Genomic DNA, 21,999 nt, shown 5'->3' with positions numbered 1-21,999 from the left:
ACTGGCTAAAGCCATAAAAACGAGTTCTGCCGTTTGTTCGGCAGATAAACGACTTTCAGAGCCGCCATTTTCAGGGGCAAGTTTTTCTTCAGAAAAATAATCTTTCAGATGACGGCTCACCGTACTTTCATGAATACGCAAAGCCTGGGCAATCATTTGAGCAGTCCAACCTTCCGATGCCAAAAGCACGGCCTTAATGCGATCACGCACGCGTCCATCACGAGTCGTATCGTGCATCAATTCAAGAGCGTTTTTTTGAGCATCTGTCAGGGTGATTTTCATGGGCACGATCTTGATCGGATAGGAACGAAAAATCAAGCATCTTCAATGACGATGGGTATAAGTTCAAAGATAGAGCCAGAACTATTAAGGCTAGCACTAAGAAGTAAAGTAATATCAATTATGCTCAATTATTCCTTGATGATATAAAATTACGAATAGAGTAGGTTTTTACTCATCCATGGGCTTTGGTATGTATAAGCGCGAGAAGGGTCACCCACCCTAACAACCGGATTTAAATAGCGCGTTTTCCTAACATAGACACAAGATCATCTACGTTCCCCTCCGCCTGTCTGATTGAATCGACCAATCTATGATCCGCAAACTCGTCATATTCAATTGCCTCTTCATAAACATCAGTTACACCAATGTACGCGAAAGCAGTTCGTACTGATGCTTCCACATGGTTGCGATCACCGAGGCGGCCACCCAATTGGTATCCGTAATCACCACGTGAAGAGAGAATTACCAGGCGTTTTCCTGAACCTGCTAACAGTGGCCAATAAGGTTCGCTATCCCGGCTTCGATCAAACCCGAATGTGCGTCCTACTCGCACGATATTGTCAATGTATGCCTTGAATTGTGCAGGGGGACCAAAGTTATACATCGGTACGCCAGCGACAATGAGATCCGCTTGTAGTACCTCATCGACCAGGGTATCACTCATGCTAAGCTCCTCTCTCATCCAATCTTCGCGTACATGTTCAGGTGTGAAAGCGGCATGTATCCATTTGCCAGTAACGGGCGGTGGCGCTTCCTGACCCACATCGCGGTAAAGCACTTTCGTTTTGGGATGTAATGCCATCCATTGTTTTACAAAACGTGTGGTCAGCCGACGTGTATGCGAACCATGGGAAATTTTGTCAGAACAGCCGTAGCGTGCACTTGCATCAATGTGTAATAGCGTAGTCATATTAAGCTCAATCCTTACAGATGATATTTAATTAAGTGCAGTTAGTCTCTATTTAATAGTACGGCCTAACAAACGATATATTATCAACCAATAGATGACATGATATCATCCACCTATGGCTATACGACTTCCTTCATTAACATCACTGCATGCATTTGAGGCTGCAGCACGTTTACGCAGTTTCAAGAAGGCGGCTGAGGAATTGTCTGTCACGGCGACGGCGATCAGCCACAGGATCCGTGTCCTGGAAGAATTCCTCGAGCATCCCTTGTTCCTGCGCAAAGTACGGGCGGTTGAATTGACGTCGGATGGGTTGACTCTGTTTACTGCTGTGCATAGTGGCTTTGAAACCATTGCTGCTGCTATTAAGCACATACAAAAGCCGCGTAGGCAATCGGTCATGCTATCCACGACACCTGCATTTGCCACCAAATGGTTAATACCCCGACTGGAATTCTTCCAGAAGGCACACCCTGACATTGATCTGCATATCCATGCATCCAACACACCGGTAGATCTCAATAGCGAAACAGTTGATTTGGCAGTTAGATATGGTATTGGGCAGTACGCAGGTGAAATTGCTACATTGCTTCTGGAGGATCATTTCGCGCCTGTCGCCAGTCCAACACTTCTCACATCGATAAATAAGGATGCCTCGCAATGGCCTTTAATTCATTTCGACTGGCATCATCCTTTGCCTGTAGACCTCACATGGGAGGCTTGGGCCCAAGCCTCTGGACTTAAGCCCTCTGACCTGTCTAGCGGTATTCGGTATTACGAGGAAAGTCACGCGATTCAGGCAGCTATTGCAGGTCAGGGTGTTGCACTGTTGAGTCTACTATTGATTGAGGAAGAACTACGACTGGGGGTATTACAGATCGTTACTGAACCTTCACTAAAGGGCATGGCTTACCATCTGCTCAAAAGTAGTCAATATCCAATATCCGTAGCAGCCACTACCGTGGAGAACTGGCTGCTACGGATTGCTCATCAGAATGCAGCGAATATTATGAAATAACAAAAAAGTGCAGTTCAGGCACACAGCTTAAGGGTAAGCAAACTTGCATCATTCACTGCAGTAGTACTAGATGTCGCACATATGATATATGGCCAGCTTCATTCTCGTTCGTGTTTGTCAGATAACGGTTGAGAAATACCTGATATTTGGACTGAATGTCTTCAACGAAGACTGTAATTGAAAAATCTGTGGCAGAAAAACAATGAACAGGAAACCGTGATAGTGATTAATTTTGAGCAGTTCAATGAAAAGGCAGCATTACTCGCCGAGACGCTTGCTATTCCAGTAAAAGTGAAAACTGCTTATACAGAAGGATTACATTATCGTCTTTACAAATCAGAGAAAGTTGCAAAAGATCTATTCATTGTCTATCACGGTGGTGGTGTAAATATGGACGCGGGATACAATATCCTTGCTCGTCAACTAACTACTGAAGACAACCTTGCCGTGTGTCTGGTCGATATTCGTGGACACGGAGATTCCATTGGAAAGAAAGGCACAGTTTCCCAACCAGCGGTTGTCTGGTGCGATGTAGATCGGATAATAACTGAGTTAAAAACACACTTTCCGGCTACTCGTCTTCATCTATTGGGTCATTCCAGTGGAGCAGGAATGCTGATAAATTATTTTACCCGACATAAACCTGCTTACAAGATGGACAGCCTTATATTACTGGCACCAGAACTGGGACCGTTTGCTACTGGCGTTCATCGCAGTAATTCATTAGTACGTTTTGCTGATGTTCGCCAGTGGCCATTTATTATAAACGCCTTATCCGGTGGTGCTCTTTTTGGTCATTATCCGGCAGTACAGTTGAATTTCCCTGAAAATGTCAAAACTTTAAGACCAGACTTTTTACAGCAATACAGCGTCAATATGGCAAATGCATTAACCCCTCGCCAACCAGCCAGACAAGTAGCTGCTCTGCCTTTACCAACACTTTTGCTTGCTGCTGAAGAAGATGAGCTATTCGATCCAGCTGCCATGTCGAAGTTTGCCAGTGAACATGGCAATAAATTACTCAACTTCAGAATGCTCCGTCAAAGTACTCATCTTGAGTGCCTGTTTCGAATTCAGGAAGCGTTACGCCAGCACCTTGAAACATTATAGTAGGTGACGTAATAGTCAAGTTTGAGCCAGTACAGTGAAGTAAATCTCTGCCCTAACTCACATTGGGGCAATAAATGAGTCAGACCAAGCAGCCAGAACGGGCCACCTCGTGAAATAAGCATTGACAGCCGGCTTCCCGACTAACCCACCAAAAGGCCACCATGTCCTGATATTATTTTCTGTCCCGGAAAATGAATTACCCATTAACCTTATGATTTCCGTTTATTAGCGTAGTCGGACTTATCTATGATCCGGTCGCTTGTAAGGATCACCTTCGGGCAGCGACAGCAACACTCTTGTAGCCTGCAAGGGAGTACACCACCTTGTGGTACATCTGCGCCCCTTTGGAAGCAGATATCGTCAGTCCTGATGGCGATGAAAGTTTCTTAATCTTATCCATCATGGCCAACCGGCCAGGGAACACGTTTCCCGTCGGGCAAGGTGTTCTCCGTCTTTTTTATCGGAGAATATCATGTCAAAAGATGAATTCACCATGCTGAACAGCCTCTCGCTGTCCGCCTCTTTTCCCCATATAGCCAAATCAATATAATTAGACATAATTTACATGCGCCATAAACAGTTCATCAATAGAGCATCTTTCCCGTCTTCTTGTGGCCTTTGTTTCCGCCCATTTGGATTCGATGAGATTCAAATCCGGACTGTAAGAAGGTAACCATTCCAATTGGCATCCGTGGTCTGCTCTCGCTTTTATCATGTCATTTCGTTTATGGAATGAGGCATTATCCATGACAATTACGGCCCGGCTTGGGAGCTTGGGCAGTAAATCTTGTGTCATCCATGCATGAAAAACATCCGCATTTATGCTCCCTGCAAACACGCTTAAGGTGATGAAGGTCTTTTTGATGATGATGCCAATGGCATTAATGCGGCTTTTAGCGTGTCAGTCGTGTGTGACGAAGCACCGCAGCCGCGAGTCACACAAGGTTCTATTTTGTGACTCCACCGAAACAGTGTGCGAATTGATGTGTGGCAAAAGGGGCCGTAGTATAGATCAATAATGTGAAAGCGATGAAATACATATCGCGTCAGGTGTTCAGCTGTTGCATAAAGGGCATTTTGTTATCGCCAGTAATATACAAACCTCTCGTCAATTGGCTCAGATAGAGCAAGGGGCTTTAGCCCAATGAGATCTTGATAGGTTGTGGGAATGGTCAGATGCTACCCATGATGCAGGCTTGTGATAGAGAGCCTGCATCCATCGTTTTTACTCAGCTACCCAATGTCGCTCCACCATCAACGACAATATCCTGCAAGGTGATATGGCTGGCGAGATCTGATGCAAGGAAAAGAACGGTGTCCGCAATTTCTTCCGGTTGTGCAATTTTTTGCAATGGAATACCCAATTTGAATTTGTCCGGAAAACCATCAATGGTATTTTGTTCGGATGCCGCACTTTGCCACATACTTCGTAGCATGGGAGTATCCGTTGAACCGGGAGAAACCAGATTGCAGCGTACCCCATAAGGCGCCAATTCTAGTCCGACACTTTGGCACAAACTACGCATCGCAGCTTTGGAAGCGCCATAAGCCGACATTTCAATCCGTGGAACATGGGCAGCATTAGAACAGATAGAAACGATGTTTCCACTGCGTTGCCGTTGAAATTGTGGGATCACGGCTTGAAATAAATTAAAAGCCCCACCAGCATTGACGTTGAAACATTGTTGCCAATCTTCCCAGCTCAGGTTTTCTGTTCGCCCTGATCGCAGGATGCCTGCACCATTGACCAATACATCCAAGTGAGGTTCTGCTGCGAGTAATTCACGGCAGCGCTGGCTCACGGCTGTAGGGTCACTGACATCTAACTCATAGGCAATAAAAGGAAGGTCAGTGTCGGGAAATGCCAGATCCAATCCGATGACTTTCGCTCCGGCCTGACTGAACCGACTAGCAATGTGATAGCCGATACCCCGTCCTGCGCCTGTCACCCAAACATGTTTATTATTGAAATCGAAAGTTGCGTTCATTATTCGGACTCTGGTTTATCAGTAAGCAAAATGAACCAGTTTGCCAGCGTTGGGGTTTTCACTAGCGAGATAAAATCAATGTTATGGTTTGCATGGTTCCAATGTGTCACCAGAGACATTATTTTTACGGAGTCGAGACCGTAATCCAGCAGGTTTTCGTGATCATCAATTTCACCGCAGTCATCATCTAGCAGCGGTAAAATTTCAGCGCGGAGACGTTCGCGTGTCCATTTTGGAGACGGGGATATTTCGTTGAGCAGTGTTTCTGTTGTCAGTACACGGCCACAGCGACCGGCAATATAACGTAGTGCCATGATATGCTCGTCGCGGCTGAAATCTGCCAGTGCATCAGCGACAAAAAAAGGTTTGATGTCGCGCATAAAAGCATCCGTGGCCGTCGTCATGCAACCAATATGAGCATAAACACCGCAGATGATTAATTGATCACGCTCCATGATTTTCAATTGTTGCTCCAAATCTGAGCGTTGAAAGGCGCTGTAACGCCATTTTATCAAGACGGTATCATCGCTAGCAGGTGCCAGTGCGTCAGTGATGCTTTGCTGTTCAGGATGCAGATTGAGTCCTGCTCCCCACATATCATTCAGTAACCCACGATCTGCATCACTTTGATGATTGGGTTGGGCGGTGTAAAAAACGGGGATCCCTAGTTGTTTGCACTGTTTTCTGAGACGCGCGATATTGTCGATAATTTGCATCACTAACTGGCTATCAGCTTCCCAGAAATTGAGGAAATAATTCTGCATATCATGGATAAGCAATGCGGCACACTGACTATCAAATGGCCAATCCACTTTATTGCTCGGCAGTTCTTGAGTTGTGGGCAGAATATAATCGTTAATTTTTGGAATGCTCATTTTGTTTCTCCGACATGGGCTAACATGTTCTGTGCGATTTGGCGTAACTTTTGTTTATCGATTTTGCCGACTGGCGTCATGGGAAGGTATGGAACGTTTTCAAAGCGATCGGGAAGTTTGTAATCAGCGATGCCTTGCTCGCGTAAAAAACGGCGTAATATGACCGATTTTATCTCTTCGCGGGTGACAACATAGGCGCAGCTTTTTTCTCCCATCAGTACATCAGGCATGGCGATCAATGCTGCATGGATCACTTGTGGATGGCGTAACAGCAAATTTTCAATTTCTTCTGCCGCAATCTTTTCGCCACCACGGTTAATTTGGTCTTTTTCCCTGCCCACAACTTTTAGATAGCCTTTCTCTGTCCGAATAACTAAATCACCCGAACAGTAAAAACCATTTTCATCGAATACGTGTTGGTTGTATTGATGGCTCTGGTAGTAGCCACGGAACGTATAAGGCCCGCGAGTCATCAGCCTGCCGGGAACGCCATGTGGCAGCGGGTTACCCAGTTTGTCGGCGATCCATACTTCATCATCATCACTGATCGGACGGCCCTGAGTGGTGAAAATGGTTTGCTCATCATCCTCTAGCCGTGTGTAGTTCACCAATCCCTCAGCCATGCCAAATACCTGTTGTAACTGGCAACCCAGCTCTGAAGGGATTCTCCGTGCCAGAGATTCACTCAGGTGTGCACCGCCTACCTGTAATAACATCAGACTATCAAGCGATGACTTATCCGCTGTCAGCGCAATGGCTTCCAGCCACAGGCTTACCGCAGGCGGGATCAGGGCCGCCACATTGATCCGATGCTGTTCAATCAAAGGGAAACAACTGGATGCACTGGGATCATTGGCCATAATCACTTGACCGCCTGCATAAAAAACGCCTAATGCTCCCGGTGAACTCATCGGGTAATTATGGGCGGCAGGAAGGGCACATAAGTAACGTGTTTGCGTATTAAATTGGCAGATATCAACGCTAGCGCGAATACTGTAGTAGTAATCATTGTGAGTGCGGGGGATCAGTTTCGGGGTGCCGGTACTACCCCCTGATAGCTGGAAAAAAGCGACTTCATCTGCCTGTGTGGGCGTCGCGGTAAAGCTATTCACTTGTTCATCAGTCAATACCGTTAAATCTATCGGGCTACAGTTATCCCCTCGCAGGAATACGTTGGCCAGTGAAGAATAACGTGTATGGAGTTCGTGAATAAAAGTATTGTCAGAAAACAGTGAATGGCTACGGTCTGCGATCAGTAGTGAGGGTTTAATCTGTTCGGCGTAAGCCAATAGCTCACTGCGCTGGTGACTGAACAGGGCATTGACGGGAAGCACGCCTAAACGCAGCAGGGCAAAAAAGGTGATATAAAATTCCGCAACATTGCCTAATTGCACCAATGCGGTTTGCCCGTGCTGAACACCCCGGCGCTTGAGGGAAGCGGCCAGATTATCCGTTAGTTGATTGAGTTGGCGATAGCTATATTGCCGCTCCGAGCAAATCAGTGCGGTATTTTCATTATTAGCCTGACGACTGAATATGTCGTCAAGGGGAAGGTCAAGCCAGTAGCCGCGTTGACGATAGCGTTGTGACAGTTCTTCAGGCCAGCGATTGAACTCAATACTCATAACACACGCTCCTTGTTATCGGATAATCCCAGAGCCTGTAGCATGGTGCCAAGTTTCACCCCCGTTTCCTGCCATTCGGCACTGGGTTGGGAGTCAGCAACGATGCCTGCTCCTGCAAAGAGTCGAATATGGTTTGCAAATAATTCACCACAGCGAATGGCAATGACCCATTCACCATTGCCCTTGGCATCACACCAACCGACAATGCCGCCAAAATAGTTGCGTTCGAAGGGTTCGAGTTGAGCGATGAGTTCGTATGCTCGCTCTCTTGGTGCCCCACAAAGTGCCGGTGTCGGATGGAGCAGACAGGCCATTGAAAGTGCGTCAGCGTGTTTATCGCATAATTCGCTGCGTATTTCTGTGGCGAGGTGCCAAAGTAAAGGTGTACTGAATATTGAAGGAGAGTCAGGAATCATCAGTTCAGTGCAATATTCAGTGAGTACGGTTCGTATTGCATTAACCACTAATTGATGTTCATGATGATCTTTGGCCGAATACAGCAGCGATTGTCGTAAGGCATTATCTTCTGCGGTATTGCGGCTTCTGCGCGATGAACCTGCCAAGGGGTGAGAAATAACGGTATTGCCCTGTTTACGTAGTATAAGTTCTGGGCTGGCACCGATTAACGTGCTGTTGCCCAGTGGAAGGTGGAAATTGTAGCTATAGGGATTTTGGGCATTAAGCTGCATAAAAAGTTGGATAGTGTCAGGCTTCTGCTCAAATTCAATGTCCAACAGGCGTGAAAGGACGACTTTATCAAGCTGACCATGATGTATAGCATCAATAGCCTGAGAAACCATCCGGCAAAACTCTGTTTTTTCGGGCCATACATGACACTCTTGTAATGGCAACACTGACGAAGGAGGTGGCGCGGAAAAACGTAAAGTTTCTCGTTCCAGCCAACGGTGCTCGTAAGGAATGTAGAGGGCAGAAGGTTGGCGTTTATCAAAAGGAATGGCTCCCACTGCGATGGGGTTTTTAATTCCGGCCTGTTCAGCCTGATGGAATAATTGGGATAGGTGATCACACAATGGATTGTCAATGCCATCAAGATGACTGGCAGGTGTTGTTATTTTGGTAAAACATCCTTGTGCATGCAGGCTTTTATTTGAGGATAGGAACACAAAATCATCATAACTAAAGTCTGATAATTGGGATGTATGATATTCAGTAGTTAACTTAAGCACGATGTTTCCCTATTATTTTAAAATAATAGATTCAATAAATTGGTTTAAACATAAAAAAAGTGGCTCAACACACTTGGATTCACATATTAAGCTTGCGTTGATGAAAGCAAATTCACAGTGGCAGAAAGCTGCCACTGAAATAAGTGAATCTTGCTTTACCAGCTATATTTCACCGTGGCAAAGATACTGCGTCCGCTACCGTAGAAACAGGCACCTTCATTCGAGCACGAAGCGACGTAACGTTTGTTGGTCAGGTTATTCACATTCAGCTGTACACTGGCGCCTTTTAACTGAGGTGACGCTTCACCAAGGTCGTATTTTGCCATCAGATCGTAGAGGGTGTAGGGATTTACATGGAATGTCTCTTCATAATCACCGGAAGTGGAGCCGATATAGCGTACGCCTGCCCCCAGTGTAAATCCTTTCAGAGCTGTCTGTTGGAAGCTATAGCTACCCCATGCAGAAGCCGCATGTTCAGGAATCGAAGGCACTCTTTTGCCGACGCGTGCAGTTCTGAGGTCGCTTTTGGTTTTGGTATCTGTATAGCTATAGGCTGCGATCAGGTTGATCTCTGGAGTGATCTGAGAATGAATTTCGGCTTCTACTCCCTTTGAGCCAATTTTGCCAATTTGCTCGCTAAAGGCAGCGCCTGGTTTAGTGGTCGTTATATTTTTCTGTGTGATATCGAACAGGGAAAGCGTTAGCAGAGTATTATGATCTTTTGGCTGGAACTTGATGCCTATTTCAGTTTGCTCACCTGTTGTGGGTTTGAATGCCGGTGTGCCAGGCGCTCCTTGAGACAGATTGGGTTCAAAGGAGGTGCTGTAACTGATATAAGGCGAAATACCGTTATCAAAGGCATACAATAAACCCGCTCGTCCTGTGAAAGCTCGGTCTTTTCGTGTTTTTGATGTGTTCCTGATGAGGTTTTGTTGCTTTGTTTCGGTCCAGTCATAACGCCCTGACAGAACTAAGTTCCAGTTTTCCCAACTGAGTTGATCTTGTAAGTAAATACCTAACTGATGGAGTTTCTTTTTATCATTTAAGGTAATTGAGAGATCTTTTTCATTGACGGGAATACCCCAGATTGGATTTGACCAATCAAAATAGTATTGGCCTTTTTCATCCCTGTTACGCCAAAATTGACTGTGATTATTTACCCATTTGTAATCTACCCCACTGATGACGTTATGCTCAATATTACCTGTTGAGAAAAGGGCCTTCAGTTGGTTATCCATGCTTATTCCCTGCGCTTCATTATGTTCGCGCTGTGGAAAACGTTTAATGGAAGGCGGTGTGAGATCTGATACATAAACTAAATATTTTGTACGTTCATTTGACTTTGAATAACGCAGGTTTTGCTGGAAAGAAAAAACATCATTAATGTCATGCTCAAGCATGTAGCCGATAGAGGTCTGTTCCCGTCTGGACTGATTAAAAGAGGGTTCACTGAGATTCATATCGTAGGGGATATAGCCCACATTGGAAACTGGCGTTACGGTGCCGATTTTAGGGTAGAAGTTGCGGTATCCCGCCTTGGGATCGTACTGATAACTGGTTAGCAACGTAAAGGTCGTATTATTGTTGGGTATCCATGTCAGCGCTGGGGCGATGGCTATCCGCTCTTTCTTATGACCTTTGACGAACTGTTTCTGGGTGCTGAGAATACCATTTAAACGATAGAGAACGGGAATATCATCACCCAGTGCTCCACCGAAATCAAAGGCCAATTCGCCAAGGCTCTGATTACCTGCTTTCATTTGTATCTTATGAATGGGCTGGGCAGTCGGCCTTTTGCTGGTCATGTTAATCAGGCCACCGGGGCTGACCTGACCATATAGCACGGATGCCGGCCCATGTACCAATTCCACACGCTCCAATAACCAAGGATCAATCTGTCCTACAGTGCCCCCTGAACTGTTCGTGCCATAGCTCAAACCATCAAGAAATTTAGGGGAATAACGGAAGCCACGTGTGATCACTTCGTCATTGCGGTTGGAAGAGCCGCGGTAATTGGTGACAACACCGCTTGAATAATTCAGGGCGTCAGCAACCGTTGCCGCACCTTGCACTTCCATTTGTGTGCGGTTGATGACGCTGATTGACTGGGGCGTTTTGATGAGGGGAGTGGTGCTTTTGGTGCCGGCAGCACTGTCTGATTCTACGAAGTGTTCTACTGAGTTGCCTGTACTTGCGTTTGTGACGGTTATGGTGTCTTCGTTGTTATTGGCAGCCCTATTATTGCTTGTATGGCTTGCTGAAGCATAGGGAGATAACAGTAAGGCAGAAGTAATCATTAATAATGATTTACTATAGTTATAGTTTCTGGTTATTTTATTTTCGGATTTCAACATTTCATTCTTGATAGGCAGTACCATGGATTTCATCTCTCAAAATAGACTTTCTTTTAAATAATTATTCAAAATCAATAAAATAATTAAGAATTATCCCATTATGACTAAACTGAATAGTGAGGGCCTCCTGCCACGTTACCCCAATAATTATCCATTAACTCTATTAGCCAATAGCTATGATTAATAAAATATATTGAATAATATTGCAAATGAAAATCATTATCAATATCATTTGTTGGCGATAATTATTTTGATTTACTGAGGTTGTTGTTATCAGGTGTATCAGATAGACACGTTATTTGTGGGCGAATCTTTTTGAAGGGGTAAAGGGATGAAGTTAGTATTTCAACCATCAGGTACGGTAGATAATTTATTATCCGCTCCTAATGTTGGCAGTGAATTATGGTGGGGAAATATCGCTATTTTGGGCACACCTATCATAGAAATTGCGATAAATCATCAAGTTCAAACGACATTCTTTTGGCGAGACCCTAGCGGGGATGAACAAAATTCAGCTTTTCGCCAAGTCTATATCGATATCAATGGCGTCACTGATCATCACCGCCCACAGCCACAGAGCCTGCAACGAGTGCCTGAAACGGATATCTGGCATTGGTCGGTGAGCCTCGAAGAGGACTGGAGAGGGAGTTATCGATTTATCCCTATCACTGATGCCCATCTGCCCCCCGAATTTTCCGATGAAATCAAACAGCGCAACCAACAGCAACGTGAATGGTGGATCTCACTCTTTCCATTATCCATTCCTGATCCTTTGAATCTACAAGGTTCTCACCGTAACGGGCTTGGCGTGCCTTTATCCGCAATTCACATGCCCCATGCCCTTGAACAGACAGCATGGGCGTTAACCGGGGTAAATCCGGATCATGTCACGCGGTCGGACAAACGAGAGCCTCTGCTTTTGCATTGGCAGAGTGACCGGCTCAACAATCAAAGGCGTATTTGGCTTTATTCCAGTGGGGAAGAAACCGCGCTTCCACGCCCTCTCATCATTCTCTTGGATGGGCTGAATTGGGTAGAGAAAATGCCGATTTTTCCTGTCATTGACGTGGCGACTGAACAACAACAGATACCGGATGCAATCTGGCTTCTGATTGATGTTATTGATATGCCCCACCGGGAGCAGGAACTCCCCTGCAATTACGATTTTTGGCAAGCGATTCAGGATGAACTGTTACCGCTTATCGCACAGCATGCCACCTTCAGTGATGATCCTGAACAGACTATTATTGCAGGGCAGAGTTACGGTGGGCTGTCGGCACTGTACGCCGCACTCCACTGGCCACAACGCTTTGGTTGTGTTCTCACGCAATCAGGGTCTTTCTGGTGGCCTGATAGCAAAATTGTTCGACAGTTTATGTCATCTTCTGAACATAAACCCGGTTGGCTGACACAGCAGGTTTTTGAGCAAAAAGTGGTTCCTTCATCATTGAAAATCTTTCAAGAGGCAGGGTCCCACGAAGCAGATATCCATTTTGTGAATGATCAAATGTATGCCGCGTTAAAAGAGGCCGGGCATCGTGTGAATTATCGCGTGTTTAATGGCGGGCATGATGTGCTGTGTTGGCGCGGTGGATTAATTGATGGACTTAGCTGGTTACTGGCTGAAAAGTGATACGGCAAACGATGATTGAAATCCCGAATATGATGAGAACCAACGATGAATCTGGAACAAAAAAATCCTTTTGATGATGATGAAATCTCTTTTTATGTACTGATCAATGATCAACAGCAATATAGCCTTTGGCCCGCTTTTGCTGCCCGGCCACCCGGTTGGGAGAGAGTTATTGGCCCAGATTCGCGGACAGCATGTATCGCATACATAGAAGAGCACTGGGTGGATATGCGCCCGGCCAGTCTGCGCAAACTATAGGTGAATCAAGATTGATAATGCCGATGGTTTAATCTGTAGATAAGAAAGGATAATAAAACGTGCTTAATGTATTACCGCTGTCTGAAGTTAAACAGGTCAATCTGACACTACCGCTAGTGGCTGCCCAGCCCGGGATTTGGATGGCCGACCAAATCGCCAGCCAGCGCAATGTATTTACCATTGCGCATTATATTGAAATGAATGGAGAACTGGATCGTTCCTTATTTGATGCGGCTATCCGCCAAGGTTTGGCTGAAGCTGACACCATTCATGCGAGATATTTTATAAATGAAGAGGGAATACCTGTACAGCAAATTCCTACTTTTCGTGATGCGCAACAGGTTATTGCACCTGAATGGTTTGATTTCACCCATGAACAGGGGGAAACCGCGTCACAGGAATTAATGCAGGCGGATCTGGCCGCTGAATTACCCGCAGATGGGGAACGCCCGCTTTACCGGCAGGTCATCATGAAGGTCAGTGATCGGCCTGAACGATGGTTTTGGTATCAGCGTTTTCACCACCTCATGCTGGATGGATTCAGTTTTGATGCACTGACCCGACGTATTATTGATATCTATAACGCGTTAAACACTGACCGTCGACCTGCTGAGAATCCTTTCTGTTCGTTTGAGCAGGTAGTCAAAGAATATCAGGATTGGCAGCAATCGCCCGCAAAAGCAGAGGCGGCAGTGTTCTGGCAACAACATACCCGTGAACGCGGTGCTTCCGTTTCACTTTCCACTGAAGATATGGTGAATACGGGCAACGTTTTACCTCTGCATTACGATTGCTATTTTCCGATGACTCAGTTTGCTTCATTGAGGGAAGATGATTCGCTGCGGAAATTCCAACCGGCTGAAATTGCGATGGCTGCACTCTGTATCTATTTTTACCGGATGAGTGGAGAAAAACATCTATCGGTTGGCTTTCCTTTTATGCGGCGTCTGGGGTCTCAAGCGCTTTGTGCGATGGGGCCTGTAGTCAATCTTTTGCCTCTGCAAATAAAACTGCAAGACAGTATGACGCTTGCCGAAGTAGCGAAAGCGTTTGTGGATGAAATGAAGCAAGTTCGTCGTTACCAGCGATATGAAGCCGAACAGCTACGTTGTGATCTGGGTTTATCAGGCAGCAATAACGCGCTTTATGGCCCCGTTTTCAACTATAAAATCTATAACGGGACGTTGAAGTTAGGCGGTAAGCCCATCAAGACACACACGCTCGCGATGGGGCCTGTGGATGATTTAGAATTTGAATTGTGCAGTTATGATGACCAGCTTCATCTGACACTTATCGCCAATCGAAAAAAATACAGTGAACAAACCCTACAGTGGCACGGTGAGCGGATTAGCTATCTGTTGAGTCAATTGCTGATGCAGCCGCAACAATCTATTGCGTTCACGCCGATTATTCTGCCACAGGAACAGCAACGGCTTGATGAATGGTCATGTGGGCCGAAAATCCAAATGCCTGTAACGGGTGTTTCTGTGCTGGATCTCTTTTTGCAACAGGTCGAACGGCAGCCTGATGCCGTCGCTATACGTTGTGGTAATGAACAGCTGAGTTACCGTCAATTAATGGCAAAAGTGATGCAGCTTGCACGTTTCTTGTTGTCGCAGGGGATCGGGGCTGAGGATGTGGTTGCCATTGGCATTCCTCGTTCGGTGGATTCAGTGATTGCCATTTTGGGTGTGTTGGCCAGTGGTGCGGCTTACATTCCTCTTGATCTCGATTACCCACAGGAACGTTTACAGTTAATGTGTGACGATGTTCAGCCAGTCTTGCTGATCACGCACCTGAATACGCGGGCACAAATGCCTGAAATATCCAAGACTGTCTGTCTTGATGATCATCAGATAGCGGCGCAGTGTGCCAGCTTGTCTTCGTTACCTGTCACAGACGAAGAACGACGCGAAGAACTGTGTAGTGAACACTTGGCTTATATGATTTACACCTCAGGTTCCACAGGTAAGCCAAAAGGTGTCATGAGCACACATGGCGGGTTGCTGAATTTACTGACCTCCCATGCCGTACATTTGTTTGGGCCTGTCATTGAAAACTTTTATCGTCAGCACGGTCGGCGGGCACGTGCAGGGCATACCGCCTCTTTCTCATTTGATTCTTCTTGGGAACCCCTGTTTTGCATGATCCTGGGCGGTGAGCTCTATATCTTTGATGAGGAACTCAGGCGGGATGCATGGGGCGTGATACAGCAAATGAACCTGCTACCAGTTGATATCATGGATATTACCCCTTCCTTTTTGACCCAGCTCATCGATAGCGGTCTGTTGGAGAAAGGCAATCACCAGCCTGCATTCATTATGATTGGTGGTGAGGCTGCCACGCCACGGTTATGGGAATTGCTTCAACAGCAGCCGCAAATTGATATCCACAATTATTATGGCCCTTCCGAATATACTATCGATACGCTGGGCGCCAGTATTCAGGTGTCCGAGCAGCCGGTGATTGGGCGCCCAGTTGCCAATACCGATATCTGGCTTCTGGATAGCCATTTACAACCCGTACCAATTGGTGCAGTGGGAGAACTGTATCTCTCTGGAGCGGGTATCGCACGCGGTTATCTGCATCGTCCGGGGCTGACGGCAACACGCTTTATCGCCAATCCATTCCGTCATGGCGAAGTTATGTATCGCAGTGGTGATCTTATGCGTTGGCGGTCTGACGGGCAGCTTGCATTTATTGGTCGCGTGGATCATCAGATCAAAGTACGTGGTTTTCGTGTTGAATTGGGGGAAGTAGAAAATGCTCTGGCTGATTTGCCGGAGGTCAGTTCTGCTGTCGTCATTGCAGAACCCATCGGTGCAACCTGCCGACTGCTGGGTTATTGTGCTGTACCCGATGGACAACGACGCGCCTTGCCTGATATTTCTGCTCTGCTATTGGCTGAGCTGGCAAAGAAACTGCCTGATTATATGGTTCCTTCCCGATTAATGGTATTGGAAACCCTGCCTCTCACGGTCAATGGTAAAATTGATCGCGATGCGCTACCCAAACCACAGAAACTTCAATTGCCTGTGGGACGAAGAGCGGAAAGTGAGCAGGAAAAATCTGTTTGTGACGCCTTTTCCAGCCTATTAGGTGTGCAAGAAGCCAGCGCAGATGATGATTTCTTTGTGCTGGGAGGTGACAGTATTTCCGCCATGTCGCTGGGAACACAACTACGTCGCCTTGGCTGGCAGTTACGTCCACGGGATATTTTCAGTGAACGTACACCTGCGCGTATGGCATTGAAAATGACGCCTGTCACTATCGCGAAGCAGACTCCTGCACGTATTCAGAAAGGGGTGATCGATAGCCTGCCTATTTTGCATTGGTTTGCTGAATCTCATGGGATCAATACCCGTTTTGCTCATGGCGTATTTATACGCGTGCCCGCAGAATTACAGCCGCAACATTTATCACAAGCACTGATTGCCTTAGTGCAAGCGCATCCTGCACTGAATGCGTTTACCCGCGATAACCAGCTTGTTGTGGGGGAATCGACAGCCTTTGGTAAATCAATAGCCTTTGGTAAATCAATAGCTTTTGATGAGTCAATAGCTTTTGATGAGTCAATAGCCTTTGATGAGTCAATAACTGTGCCGGAGGGAACTTATTGCAGCACATGGCAAAATTGCCAAGATATTGAAACCTGTGCAGAACAAGCCTTCCACGATGCGGTTATGCGTCTGGAACCTGCGAGTGGTCAGTTATTCCATACCTGTTTATTACAAAATGGCGGTGTGTCGCAGGGATTGGTGTTCGTTATTCACCATCTGGCGACTGATGGCGTTTCGTGGCGAATACTCTTGGATGAGTTACGTCAGGGAATAGAAGCAGCAATAATTGGCAAACCCATGATTTTGCCAGCGGAAGAGTACACTCTGTACGATTGGAATGATTATCTACGCCAAAATCTGCCTCAACGTGCCGCAGAATTACCTTTTTGGCAAGGTATGCTGGATGAAAAAACGCCTCTTTTAGGGCAGCGTCCGTTGGATGTGCAGCGGGATCGCCGAATAAATTCCCGTGAAGAACGGACATTATTAAGTGGTGAACAAACGGCAGCATTGTTAGGAATATTGCCAAAACAGTACCACGCTAATGTTGAAGAGATTTTATTAACGATATTGGCAATGGCTTGTTACCGTCACTTTAATGCCAGTAAATTACGCTTCCAGCTAGAGTCTCATGGCCGCATTGAATTAGAACAAACGGGCGATTTGGCTCGGACGGTTGGCTGGTTGACAGCTGAATATCCGGTAGTGGTCGATTTGCTACAGAAAGGGGAATGCCGGCCTGCTGAACCTGCTGAAGTGGTGCGGGCGGTGAAACGCGTTCTGCGTGCTGTGCCTGATCGCGGTATCGGCTATGGTTTGCTGCGTTACCTTGATCAAACTGGGCGAAAAATATTCGCACCACAAGAAACGCCGGAAATCTTATTTAATTATCTGGGACGTTTTGTCGAGACAGATAACTTATGGTCGCCACAACGGACTAAAAATCTTTTTCGGGATGCTTTTGCTGTTTATCAAGATCCTGAAATGTCCCTGAGCCACAGTCTGGAAATCAATCTGTTCGTTGATGAGCAGGGAAACACTCCGCAGTTGGTGATTAACTGGCAATGGGTCGATGGTATTTTCAGCCATCAGGATATTGCGGAACTACATCGTGGCATGGCATGGGCGGCTGATCGCTTAATACAATTCGCCAGACAGCAGCCCCAGCAGGCTGTAGCGACTTTAGTCGCCGCAGAAGTGGGGCTATCCGGTGTGGAGGATAACGATCTCACTCAACTGAGCGGGCGTTATGGGCCATTATCTGCGGTATTGCCGCTGCTTCCACTGCAACAAGGATTATTATTCCATGCACAGACAGCCACTGAGCATGGCAGCTATAACTCATTGACACGACTTTCTCTATCTGGGTCATTGGCATCTGGGCCATTGACGGTTGCTGAGTTACGCCGGGCGCTGTCGGCTTTAGTTCGGCATCATCCTCAGCTTGCTGCCCAATTTGACACGGAACAAAATGCTTCTCCACTGCAACTGATACCGATCATATCCGATGATAAAGATTATTGGTCACTTGGTTTCCATCAACTGCCTGAACTGACGGTGGAAGAGGAGGAAATAGCATTACGGGAACTGGAAAAAGCAGAACTTGCACGAGATCTCTTCCGGCAGCCAGCCGCAATGTTACATGCATTGCTGGTACGCCACGGTAAAAGTTTACGTTACACGCTATTGCTGAATGCTCATCATCTGGTCGTCGATGGCTGGTCAACCCCTATTTTGGTGCAAGACCTTTTGATGTTGCTGAATCACGGCGATCACGTCTTGCATAGATCTGGAATTCGTTATCAAGACGTCGTCCATCAATTATTGGCACGTGAGGCGGAGCCTGCTCGCCGATGCTGGCAACAGGTATTGAAAGGAGTTCAACCAACATGTTTATTCGGTGAACACCCTCATACTGGCGAGGTTAAGGCGCTTGAAATATTAATCGAACCCGCGATGGAACAGGCGTTAATCGGCTTGTGCCAGCAACGTGGTTTGACACTCAATACATTGATGCAAGGGATTTGGTCTCTGCTGTTGAGCATACACAGTGGCTCATCTGATGTTGTTTTCGGCTCTCCGGTGTCAGGACGGTTTGGCCAGACCGAAGGGCTGGATCAGCATGTCGGGCTATTCAGTAACACCTTACCGGTTCGAGTGATTCTGGATATGGCGCAGCCACTATTGCCTCAACTAGAGCAATTACAGGCGCAGCAGATCCAATTGATTGAACATGACAATATTGGTCTTGGTGAGATTCAGCAAATTGCAGGTACCAGCACACTTTTTGATACCTTGCTGGTGGTTGAAAACTACCCTGAAGTGGCGCAAAGCAAAGAGGGCGTCGAAGGCATCGTCTGTCAGGGGATCAATAACTGCGGTTATACCCACTATCCTTTGACGTTATTGGTGTTGCCAGGTAAGCGTCTGCGTCTATTGATGGAATATCGACCAAGCGTTAAACAGCCTGAACGCTTGGCACAACGCATACTCCTCTTGATCCAGCAATTGATCGAACAGCCTGAGATCGCATTGCGGGACTGGGTTTTGCAAACGGTTGATGAAGCGGTGTTGATTGAGGAAGTCAATAACACCGATCATGAGTTCCCTTCAGAAACACTCCATCAGGCCGTGATCGGGCAGGCAAGAAAAACGCCTGACGATTTGGCGTTATTGGATGATCATCATCGCCTGACCTATCAGCAAATGCGCCTGCAAACTCGCTTGTTAGTTGATCGTTTAATTGAAGCAGGTGTACAGCCGGGGGATATTGTTGGGGTTGCATTATCTCGTTCAGTAAGGCTCAGTCTGGCGTTACAGGCGATTCTGGAAGCGGGGGCCGCCTGGTTGCCTCTTGATACGGGTTATCCTGATGAGCGCTTGACCATTATACTGGAAGATGCCCAACCTCGATTAGTGATGACAGAAAGTGAGTTTCAGGCACGTTTTGCTAATCAGGCAACTTTGTTGTTACTGGATAAACTGGCGGATGAAACACAGCAGCCCGTCCATTCTGCCGCCAATGTGACTCCTGAGCATACGGCGTACATTATCTATACTTCTGGCTCCACAGGGCAACCCAAAGGGGTAATGGTAAGCCACCAGGCCATTGTTAACCGCCTATTGTGGATGCAGGATGCTTACCCACTGACTACGGATGATGTGGTATTGCAGAAAACGCCCTGTAGCTTTGATGTTTCTGTATGGGAATTTTTCTGGCCGCTGATGACGGGAGCCCGGTTAGTGATGGCGCCACCAGAAGCGCATCGCGATCCCGCAACTCTTCTGCAGCTTATTGATGACTACCGTGTGACTACGTTGCACTTTGTTCCATCAATGCTGGCAACCTTAATTGATTCATTAGCGTTACGAGAGCAAGAGTCCTCTTTCTGCCACAGTCTGAGACGCGTTTTCTGTAGTGGCGAAGCCTTGTCATGTGAACTGGCGCGCCGCTATCAAACGCTGATGGCCGCACCTTTACATAATCTTTATGGGCCAACGGAAGCGGCGGTGGATGTGACGTGGCAGCCGGCGTCTGGTGAGGCATTGGAACGTTGTAGCAGCCCTGGTGTTCCTATTGGCCGGCCAGTATGGAATACCCAATTACGTATTTTAGACCCGTGGCTGCGTCCCGTTCCTATCGGTGTGGCCGGAGATCTCTATCTCAGTGGCATTCAGTTAGCCACAAACTACTTGAACCGGGCCGATCTGACAGCCAGCCGTTTTGTGGCCGATCCGTTTGCATCAGGCAGACGGATGTACCGAACGGGTGATATTGCATGCTGGTCAGCCGACGGTGAAGTTGAATACCTTGGGCGCAGTGATGATCAGTTAAAAATACGCGGTCAGCGTATTGAGTTGGGTGAAATTGAACAGGTTTTACTGGAACAGCCGGGAGTGGCTCAGGCTGCGGTCGCGGCGCGTGAACTGGGGAAATCAGGTCAGACAATTGATAATGCCGATGCTCGTCAGCTAATTGCTTGGTTAATTCCTCAATCAGGTGGGGTTCTGGATACTGAAGCACTACACCAAGCGATGACTAAACGATTGCCGATTTATATGCTGCCTGTCAGCTATGTGATACAGGAAAGTTTCCCGTTGAGCGCAAATGGGAAATTGAACCGCAAGGCACTCCCGATACCAGAAAAACTGACGACGGGCAGGCTACCGCGAGCGGGTTTGGAAAGCCAGTTAGCTGAATTGTTTGCCGAAATTTTAGAGTGTGGCACCGTTTGGGCTGATGATGACTTCTTTGCTCTGGGAGGGCATTCACTGCTGGCAATGCGGCTGGCAGCCGAAATACGCCGCCGTTTTAATCATTCTGTTTCAGTCGGTCATATCATGGTCGCGCGCAGTGTAGAAAAATTGAGTGCGTTATTGGTTGATGAGCAAAGGCAAAATTCGGCAGAAAATCGTGGTGTGGGGGAAGTCCTGCCGCTGAGGGAAGGCACTGGGCCAGCACTGTTTTGTGTGCATCCAGCATCAGGTTTTGCTTGGCAATACAGCGGGTTGTTGCGTTATCTGGATGAGGGCAGGCCGATTATCGGATTACAGTCGCCTCGTCCCCGTGGTGTGATTGCTGACTGTGACAGCCTCGAAGCAATGTGTACACGCCATTTAGCGACGTTACGGAATATCCAGCCTCATGGGCCTTATTATTTGCTGGGCTACTCTTTGGGCGGAATGTTGGCACAGGGCATGGCGATTCGTTTACAGCAAGAAGGAGAAGAAGTGGCTTTCTTGGGTTTATTGGATGCTTATCCCCCAGAAGGACAGGATTGGGGAGGGTTAAGCGAGGAAGAAGCCAAACAGGAAATTGCCCGTGAACAGGCGGAATTTATGGCAATCACAGAAGATGAGAGTGATCCGCAACTACGTATGGAAAAGCAGACGATGTTTGAGGACATCGTGGCTAACTATCAGGATGCTGTCCGCAGTTTATTATCTGCGGTTAACCAGAAATATGATGGCGAAGCCACACTGTTTGTGGCAACACGGACTCTGCCTCCTGAGCTGGATGTCGAGGGAACGTGGGCACCTTGGGTTCGTCAGTTAAGGGTTTATCGGCAAGATTGTGAACATGCAGATATCCTTTCTCCTGTTTCACTGGAGCAGTGGGGGCCATTGCTCAATAACTTGTTGAAACTAACTTGTTGAAACTAACTTGTTGAAACAATGCCGTCATTAACTTTATGTGTT

General features: G+C 46.9%; 15 protein-coding genes. 6 read left to right on the top strand and 9 right to left on the bottom strand.

Going from position 1 to position 21,999, the window contains the following annotated elements; genetic code table 11:
• Together FE394_RS03415 and FE394_RS03410 are read right to left on the bottom strand one after the other, a co-directional pair.
• The coding region (locus FE394_RS03415; RefSeq protein WP_319925000.1) for a helix-turn-helix domain-containing protein at nt 1-282 on the bottom strand (282 nt) is incomplete at its 3' end.
• A gap of 232 nt (nt 283-514) precedes the next feature.
• Nucleotides 515-1,192: an FMN-dependent NADH-azoreductase gene (locus FE394_RS03410; RefSeq protein ID WP_319924999.1), complete on the bottom strand. Its 678-nt coding sequence runs from the start codon at nt 1,190-1,192 to the stop codon at nt 515-517.
• Between the two features lie 115 nt (nt 1,193-1,307).
• Here FE394_RS03410 and FE394_RS03405 point away from each other — a divergent pair, with 115 nt between their 5' ends.
• The 3 genes from FE394_RS03405 to FE394_RS03395 all read left to right on the top strand — a co-directional run bounded on the left by FE394_RS03405 (nt 1,308) and on the right by FE394_RS03395 (nt 3,710).
• Nucleotides 1,308-2,210, top strand: coding sequence for a LysR substrate-binding domain-containing protein (locus FE394_RS03405; protein WP_319924998.1), 903 nt, complete (start codon nt 1,308-1,310; stop codon nt 2,208-2,210).
• A 177-nt stretch (nt 2,211-2,387) separates the two neighbouring features.
• The gene (locus FE394_RS03400) at nt 2,388-3,320 is read left to right on the top strand and encodes an alpha/beta hydrolase (RefSeq protein WP_319924997.1); all 933 of its coding nucleotides are present in this window, start codon (nt 2,388-2,390) and stop codon (nt 3,318-3,320) included.
• 246 nt (nt 3,321-3,566) lie between these two features.
• Nucleotides 3,567-3,710, top strand: a complete 144-nt coding sequence (locus FE394_RS03395) for a hypothetical protein (RefSeq protein WP_319924996.1) — start codon at nt 3,567-3,569, stop codon at nt 3,708-3,710.
• Nucleotides 3,711-3,719: 9 nt separating this feature from the next.
• Here FE394_RS03395 and FE394_RS03390 read toward each other — a convergent pair whose 3' ends face one another.
• The 7 genes from FE394_RS03390 to FE394_RS03360 all read right to left on the bottom strand — a co-directional run bounded on the left by FE394_RS03390 (nt 3,720) and on the right by FE394_RS03360 (nt 11,373).
• Entirely contained in the window at nt 3,720-3,878 is a 159-nt protein-coding gene (locus tag FE394_RS03390) for a hypothetical protein (protein ID WP_319924995.1), read from the bottom strand.
• Nucleotides 3,871-4,206, bottom strand: coding sequence for a transposase (locus FE394_RS03385; protein ID WP_419836294.1), 336 nt, complete (start codon nt 4,204-4,206; stop codon nt 3,871-3,873). The genes FE394_RS03390 and FE394_RS03385 overlap by 8 nt, the downstream gene beginning before the upstream one ends.
• A gap of 343 nt (nt 4,207-4,549) precedes the next feature.
• The gene (gene dhbA / locus FE394_RS03380; protein ID WP_319924993.1) at nt 4,550-5,308 is read right to left on the bottom strand and encodes a 2,3-dihydro-2,3-dihydroxybenzoate dehydrogenase; all 759 of its coding nucleotides are present in this window, start codon (nt 5,306-5,308) and stop codon (nt 4,550-4,552) included.
• Nucleotides 5,308-6,183, bottom strand: a complete 876-nt coding sequence (locus FE394_RS03375; protein ID WP_319924992.1) for an isochorismatase family protein — start codon at nt 6,181-6,183, stop codon at nt 5,308-5,310. Before FE394_RS03375 ends, dhbA begins: the two co-directional genes overlap by 1 nt.
• Nucleotides 6,180-7,808: a (2,3-dihydroxybenzoyl)adenylate synthase gene (locus tag FE394_RS03370; RefSeq protein ID WP_319924991.1), complete on the bottom strand. Its 1,629-nt coding sequence runs from the start codon at nt 7,806-7,808 to the stop codon at nt 6,180-6,182. The genes FE394_RS03375 and FE394_RS03370 overlap by 4 nt, the downstream gene beginning before the upstream one ends.
• The gene (locus FE394_RS03365) at nt 7,805-8,995 is read right to left on the bottom strand and encodes an isochorismate synthase (protein ID WP_319924990.1); all 1,191 of its coding nucleotides are present in this window, start codon (nt 8,993-8,995) and stop codon (nt 7,805-7,807) included. The genes FE394_RS03370 and FE394_RS03365 overlap by 4 nt, the downstream gene beginning before the upstream one ends.
• Nucleotides 8,996-9,150: 155 nt before the next feature.
• Nucleotides 9,151-11,373 (bottom strand): TonB-dependent siderophore receptor, encoded by a 2,223-nt coding sequence (locus FE394_RS03360; protein WP_319924989.1) that lies wholly within the window; start codon nt 11,371-11,373, stop codon nt 9,151-9,153.
• A 307-nt stretch (nt 11,374-11,680) separates the two neighbouring features.
• Between FE394_RS03360 and fes the strand changes: the two genes are divergently transcribed.
• Genes fes through FE394_RS03345 form a run of 3 tightly spaced genes read left to right on the top strand, consistent with a single transcriptional unit; the run spans nt 11,681 to nt 21,957 of the window.
• The gene (gene fes / locus FE394_RS03355) at nt 11,681-12,982 is read left to right on the top strand and encodes an enterochelin esterase (protein ID WP_319924988.1); all 1,302 of its coding nucleotides are present in this window, start codon (nt 11,681-11,683) and stop codon (nt 12,980-12,982) included.
• Nucleotides 12,983-13,027: 45 nt separating this feature from the next.
• Nucleotides 13,028-13,240, top strand: coding sequence for an MbtH family protein (locus tag FE394_RS03350; RefSeq protein ID WP_319924987.1), 213 nt, complete (start codon nt 13,028-13,030; stop codon nt 13,238-13,240).
• Nucleotides 13,241-13,299: 59 nt separating this feature from the next.
• Complete coding sequence (locus FE394_RS03345; RefSeq protein WP_319924986.1) at nt 13,300-21,957, top strand: non-ribosomal peptide synthetase; 8,658 nt, start codon at nt 13,300-13,302, stop codon at nt 21,955-21,957.
• The last annotated feature ends 42 nt before the right edge of the window (nt 21,958-21,999 follow it).

This window comes from Xenorhabdus littoralis (assembly GCF_033949345.1).
Classification (GTDB): Bacteria; Pseudomonadota; Gammaproteobacteria; order Enterobacterales; family Enterobacteriaceae; genus Xenorhabdus; species Xenorhabdus littoralis.
Note: the sequence above shows the minus strand (reverse complement) of the source record. Positions and strands in the feature narration are given on the sequence as shown.

Excerpts from the sequence above, each read along its gene's own strand:
- FE394_RS03360 (WP_319924989.1), bottom strand. The coding sequence starts at position 11,373 with ATGGTACTGCCTATCAAGAATGAAATGTTGAAATCCGAAAATAAAATA.
- FE394_RS03350 (WP_319924987.1), top strand. The coding sequence starts at position 13,028 with ATGAATCTGGAACAAAAAAATCCTTTTGATGATGATGAAATCTCTTTT.
- fes (WP_319924988.1), top strand. The coding sequence starts at position 11,681 with ATGAAGTTAGTATTTCAACCATCAGGTACGGTAGATAATTTATTATCC.
- dhbA (WP_319924993.1), bottom strand. The coding sequence starts at position 5,308 with ATGAACGCAACTTTCGATTTCAATAATAAACATGTTTGGGTGACAGGC.
- FE394_RS03395 (WP_319924996.1), top strand. The coding sequence starts at position 3,567 with ATGATCCGGTCGCTTGTAAGGATCACCTTCGGGCAGCGACAGCAACAC.
- FE394_RS03370 (WP_319924991.1), bottom strand. The coding sequence starts at position 7,808 with ATGAGTATTGAGTTCAATCGCTGGCCTGAAGAACTGTCACAACGCTAT.
- FE394_RS03410 (WP_319924999.1), bottom strand. The coding sequence starts at position 1,192 with ATGACTACGCTATTACACATTGATGCAAGTGCACGCTACGGCTGTTCT.
- FE394_RS03390 (WP_319924995.1), bottom strand. The coding sequence starts at position 3,878 with ATGTCTAATTATATTGATTTGGCTATATGGGGAAAAGAGGCGGACAGC.
- FE394_RS03405 (WP_319924998.1), top strand. The coding sequence starts at position 1,308 with ATGGCTATACGACTTCCTTCATTAACATCACTGCATGCATTTGAGGCT.
- FE394_RS03375 (WP_319924992.1), bottom strand. The coding sequence starts at position 6,183 with ATGAGCATTCCAAAAATTAACGATTATATTCTGCCCACAACTCAAGAA.